Origin of the sequence: Methanolobus psychrotolerans, from assembly GCF_002243045.1 — an archaeon.
Taxonomy (GTDB): domain Archaea; phylum Halobacteriota; class Methanosarcinia; order Methanosarcinales; family Methanosarcinaceae; genus Methanolobus; species Methanolobus psychrotolerans.
Genome location: NZ_MBKP01000051.1, coordinates 1 through 5,257, shown reverse-complemented (window position 1 = coordinate 5,257; position 5,257 = coordinate 1). Strand labels below are relative to the sequence as shown.

Annotated in this window: 6 protein-coding genes; 4 read left to right on the top strand and 2 right to left on the bottom strand. The window is 38.8% G+C overall.

Going from position 1 to position 5,257, the window contains the following annotated elements; all coding sequences use genetic code 11:
• Positions 1–644: 644 nt before the first annotated feature.
• From BB781_RS13540 to BB781_RS13530, 3 genes are all read left to right on the top strand, one after another.
• Positions 645–1,691, top strand: a complete 1,047-nt coding sequence (locus BB781_RS13540; protein WP_164997890.1) for an Acg family FMN-binding oxidoreductase — start codon at positions 645–647, stop codon at positions 1,689–1,691.
• Between the two features lie 630 nt (positions 1,692–2,321).
• Positions 2,322–2,732, top strand: coding sequence for a hypothetical protein (locus BB781_RS13535; protein WP_242492676.1), 411 nt, complete (start codon positions 2,322–2,324; stop codon positions 2,730–2,732).
• A gap of 344 nt (positions 2,733–3,076) precedes the next feature.
• Positions 3,077–3,763, top strand: coding sequence for an META domain-containing protein (locus BB781_RS13530; RefSeq protein WP_164997889.1), 687 nt, complete (start codon positions 3,077–3,079; stop codon positions 3,761–3,763).
• Positions 3,764–3,937: 174 nt separating this feature from the next.
• Here the strand turns inward: BB781_RS13530 and BB781_RS16220 are convergent, their stop codons facing one another.
• Positions 3,938–4,087: a hypothetical protein gene (locus tag BB781_RS16220; RefSeq protein ID WP_242492675.1), complete on the bottom strand. Its 150-nt coding sequence runs from the start codon at positions 4,085–4,087 to the stop codon at positions 3,938–3,940.
• A gap of 9 nt (positions 4,088–4,096) precedes the next feature.
• On the opposite strand from BB781_RS16220, the gene BB781_RS13525 reads away from it, so the two are divergent.
• Positions 4,097–4,405 (top strand): hypothetical protein, encoded by a 309-nt coding sequence (locus BB781_RS13525; RefSeq protein WP_242492674.1) that lies wholly within the window; start codon positions 4,097–4,099, stop codon positions 4,403–4,405.
• Between the two features lie 110 nt (positions 4,406–4,515).
• Here BB781_RS13525 and BB781_RS13520 read toward each other — a convergent pair.
• The coding region (locus BB781_RS13520; RefSeq protein WP_129582721.1) for an ATP-binding protein at positions 4,516–5,257 on the bottom strand (742 nt) is incomplete at its 5' end.

The window sequence follows — 5,257 nt, the reverse complement described above, 5'->3', positions numbered from 1 at the left end:
ACAAACAGAACACTGTTTTGGAGAAATTACCGTAAACAAAGGGTACATCTTTTTATCGTATATTACTTCGGGAAGTTCTTGGATTACGTTTCCATCCTGTATCTCTTTTGCCAGTGACTTATTGAGAGGAATGTTTCCTTTAGTCATACATATAGTAATTATTTGCTTTATATTCTAATTTATCTGTACTGTATGCTGATCAATACAAATAAAGAAGAAAGGCTAAGGGGGTAAAACAGAAAATAGTAAAAAATCTCATAAAATATGAGAAGTATTATTAACGTATTTGTTTTACTATATGCAGATGAATCAACCATTGAAAGATGACTTAATCAGTAATTCTTCAGTTGATAACATTTCTACAAGTGTATTTAACAATTCATTAACGGTTTCAGTAGACTCATCAATTATTTTGAAAATAAAATTTGTCATGAAAAGCAGAATTTATCATGGCAGCGGGTGTATTCGTAAGAGGGATTGAAATGGAAATAATAACTTGGCAGAAGGCAGCAATCGCATTTGCGGGAATTCTAGTGATTGGCATTTTTGCGATGGTCATAGTAGATGGGACGTTTCTTCATAAACAGTATCTTGAGCCCTGGACTGAAGACTATCATGAGCAGTTTGGGGACCCGAGGGTTCAGGTGCTTGCCCATGGTGTGCTTGCCCCGAATTCCCACAATCTCCAGTCCTGGAAAGTTGTCCTGGAAGGTGAAGACAGTTTCCTCCTTTATGTGGATACGGACAGGTTAAGCCCGAAGGCCGATCCCCTTGGCAGGCAGGTTACCATCAGCCAAGGGACTTTCCTGGAGTACGTGAGAATCGCGGCTGAAGAACTGGGTTATGAAACCGACATCGAGCTTTTCCCTCTCGGAGAATATGGTCCCGAGGGTTCTGTCGAAAACTTGGGCAGCAAAGTGGTTGCTAGGGTAAGCCTGAAGGAAACTACAAAAGAAACTAAGGCAGGGCATGAAACAGAAGTCTCTACCTCATCACACCTCTATTCCATGATGTTCCTCCCGGATACTTATCGTGTGCCATACATGGAAACAAAGCTGCTGCAGGAAGATGTTAAAAAACTTGAAGTTCTGAGCACGGAAAACGTTAGTATAGTCATTTTCCAGGAAGCTGAGGACATCGAAAAGCTCGGTGATATCGCCTTCAGGGCAGCTGAGGTCGAGGCGGGTCTTGAACGTATACAGGTTGAAAGTTCCGAACTATTCAGACCCAACGAATGGAAGAAGAACGAATTTCGATACGGATTCACCATGGAAGGGCAGGGACTTTCTTCCCTTAAAGTACATCTACTCCAGAGCCTCGTATCCCTTTTCCCCTCAATGAACAGCCCGGAAGCCTCAAGGGATTCCTTCCTCAGCCAGACCGTAACTGCAGTGGAGAACACACCTGCGTATGCCCTGATAATCTCTAAAGGCAACAGCCGAACAGTCCAGGTGGAGACTGGAATGCTCTACAGCCGCTTCGTGCTAACAGCCACGGACCGGGGCTATGTCATGCAGCCCATGAGCCAGGCCACTGAGGAGTATTCGGAAATGACAGGAATATATCAGGAGATTCATGAAAAATACGCAGAAGAGGGGGAAACCGTCCATATGCTTATAAGAGTCGGGGTGCCTGAAAAGGAAGTTCCTCCGACGATGCGCTTTGATGTGATGGATATTATAGAAGAATAAATCCAACTTATCTGTCCATATTTTAAATTTTTATTATACATCCACTAACAACAAACTTCTATTTATCCCACATCTCCAATCTATCTCTAACATGATCATCCAAGCTAAATGACTTCTTAGCTTCAGCATTCTTTTTCATATAATAAATAGTACCCTTAGATAATTCCATCTTCTTCTATTCGTATTTGAAATTAATAGGCATAATTATGAGTTTCAAAAATCCTACTGAAAAATGCTCAGTAATTATATTATTGTTACCATTTTATATCATTACTTGTATATTACAAATTTGTCACAAGGGAGTAGGCTGTACAATGAAGTAAATTCAGGATGGGTTAACCCCATAATTCAGGAATTAAATCATTAATGCGTAGCTGTAATGGAACTAAATTCAGGACGGATTAGTCTCCGATTATGGGCCTAACGTCATTAATTTGCAGCTGCAATGGATAAAGTAAGGACGGATTAACGTTTGATCCCAAACGGATCTTCATTAGCGCATTGCTGAAATGAAATTGAATAAGGGCAAATTAAACTTAAGTCCTGTACCAAGGTTCATACCTTGTGACTACTTTACTATATTTTTTGAAATTAATTATACGTGTTAAAACGTCCCTCAATCTTCATCAGATGAGTTCCATAATTGACAGGATAGTTCCAAAAAATCTCAATATGTCTACAAAAGCGGGCAGCTTGTTGATAATTGTAGGAAAAACGATGTTCCTTTTCTCTTTGCTGAACTTTTTGATGATAACAAGGTTGCAGTATTACAGCTCAGGGGACAGTTTCATGAGGCAGATATTTCCTCACTACCTGTTCTTCCTTGCAGGGATGTTCGTTCTGGCGTTTGTGGGTATGTGGCTGACCTATGTCTATGTATTTCCGAGCAAACAGCGCTTTTCACAGGAGCAGGCCATAAAGGATGACCGCAGTCCCATGTATAACACTCCGAGACTGTCGGAAAAGTCACCTAATCTGAAAATTATTGCTATAAGTACTGAGCTAAATAGTCATGAGTATCAATATAATCATTATCAATAACTAGTTTAAAAGAAATCAATAATGATATGTTTTAAGCTATTATTGTTATAATTACTCAGTATTTTCATACGAATCGACTTTTCCGACAGTCTCTTTTAGGCATCTTTTCTTTTTTGGGACTACAAAATAAAAAGTAGAGAGTATTCTGACGAGATTACAGGAATACTTCAAGTCAGTTTGAAGTTTAAGAAGTGCCTAAATAATATCGTGTTCTATTGGGACTCAAGGAGTAAGAACCTATGCAAACCATACGAAAAATACTGACTTTACTTTTCATATGCACCCTAGTTACAGCCGCTCTTTTAGTATCCGGTTGTACCGAAACAGTGAATGATGAAGAAGATATGAATGATGAAGAAATGGAATATGAATCCGTTTCTCTTGATGACATCTCCGAGATTGAATGGCAATGGTCAGGACTTATTGAGACTGAACCTGCCAGCCAATCTGTAGTCCCACACCCCGAAAGCTACACCATTTCATTTGCACAGGATGGAACATATTCCATAAAGGCCGACTGCAATGTTGGTAGTGGAAGTTATACATTGGAAGGAAATGAGCTGACACTGGCACCAGGACCAATGACACTTGCATACTGTGGTCCCGACTCACTGGATAATCAGTATCTGTCTCTATTGAACAATGTGACAAATATCTCAATGGACAATAATCAGCTTGTCCTCGGAATCGGAGAAACTGGTGATAGAATACTATTCGTTCAAAGAGAAGAACTCACAGATAGCAACGAAGAATCCGAATCTCTCAGCATCTTTAATGGAACTATATCTTCTCTCGAAGATGGAACTTCATATCAAATGTTCTTGCTTGAAAGTGAGGAAATAAGCATTTTAGGGTACACAAGAGGAATAAAATTTGTGATATCTGAAGAAACCGTTATAGTAGATCCCAATGGAAGTCTTTTTGATGCAGAGGATCTAAAAGAAGGGATGGAACTTAGAGTTTTCTTTAGTCCAACATTGACAAAAAGCATTCCACCTATTGGACAAGCTAAATTAATCCGATTAATTTGAAAATTAGTTACTATGTAGAGATCCTATATATTGAGACTGTCGGAAAAGTCACCTAATCTGAAAATTATTGCTATACGTACTGAGCTAAATAGTCATGAGTATCAATATAATCATTATCAATAACTAGTTTAAAAGAAATCAATAATTATATGTTTTAAGCTATTATTGTTATAATTACTCAGTATTTTCATACGAATCGACTTTTCCGACAGTCTCTCTGAAATTACCCGTGAGCAAAGTATCTCTGTTCCCGTTGCAGCAAAGCATATCAATATTCTTGAAGATGCAGATCTTGTTAAAAGGAATATCTATGGAAAAACTCATGTCCTTCAGTTGAACAATAAGGATATTGCAAGATCGCTTGATATACTAGCACCCATTAAAACCGTGGAAGTCAAAAAAAGAGCTAATCTTCTGGATATTCTAAAAGATGTAGCTATCATAGAAACAAAAAAATTGCGAGGGAAAGATCACGTAATTTCAACCAATGGCGATGAAGGCTTTTTTATCTATGAACTTGACGGACAGTTTTATGATCAAACAGTTCAAAACTGTATATTTAGGAAAGATGCAACAGTTGTATGGAAAAAGCTTGAGCCTGTTGCTAAATTGCGTTTGAAGATCAAAGTGAGAGACGAGTGAACACGGGTTTGTATATACGATTCTCGATATAGAGACGTAAAGTTATGCTTTTCGTACTTCGCATAAAGTATAATTCTCAGACCGCTTATTCGATCAGAGTAGAACTCTTCTTATAATGCACATTCTTTCCTGATATCCGCCAGATCAAAAGCAAGAAAATCCAGTTTTTCTTTTCCATCGATCTTTTTGGCTATCAGGCAGTAATCCTGTTTCCAGGCACCATCGACCTTTTTTGCCTTTTCTTTCAGGTCTTCGATTATGCCTGATGCTTCTCTTTCAGAAAGGTGTTTCCATTTTACCTCACAGAACAAGGCATTACGACTCATTTTGTCAAAAGCAATAAGGTCTATCTCGGTTTCTTTCTTCCACCATTTTCCAATTCCTGTAAACCTGAAAGGAAGTTTTTGCTGTTTATTGAGTGTGATGAGTATCTCTTTTGCAACATCCTCGAACGCATATCCGAAATATGTGTTCAGGTCCTTCTTGACTATACTCTCTGCCAGGTCGGGGTCTATCTCAAAGGTGCCGTAATACTTGTAGATGAACTTGAACCAGAAATTAAAAAAATTGTCCTGCAGGAAATATCTTGAGTTACGTGACCCTCCGGATATTACAGGCTCTCCCTTTTTCACGATCTCATACTTGTGTACAAGTTCATTTAGGTACTTTGCAACTGTTCCCTGAGGCATTGCTGTGTAGTCCGCAATGTGTGCAGGGACTGCTTTGCCTGAAGCAATGGCTTCAAGGATGGAAAAATATCCTTTGTGCTCTGAACCGAATTCCAGAACAAGTATGTTCTTTGCCTCTTCCATGAGTATCTGTGTATCCACAAAGAGCTTTTTGAAAACGCTC

Excerpts from the sequence above, each read along its gene's own strand:
- BB781_RS16220 (WP_242492675.1), bottom strand. The coding sequence starts at position 4,087 with ATGAGTTTTTCCATAGATATTCCTTTTAACAAGATCTGCATCTTCAAG.
- BB781_RS13535 (WP_242492676.1), top strand. The coding sequence starts at position 2,322 with ATGAGTTCCATAATTGACAGGATAGTTCCAAAAAATCTCAATATGTCT.
- BB781_RS13530 (WP_164997889.1), top strand. The coding sequence starts at position 3,077 with ATGAATGATGAAGAAATGGAATATGAATCCGTTTCTCTTGATGACATC.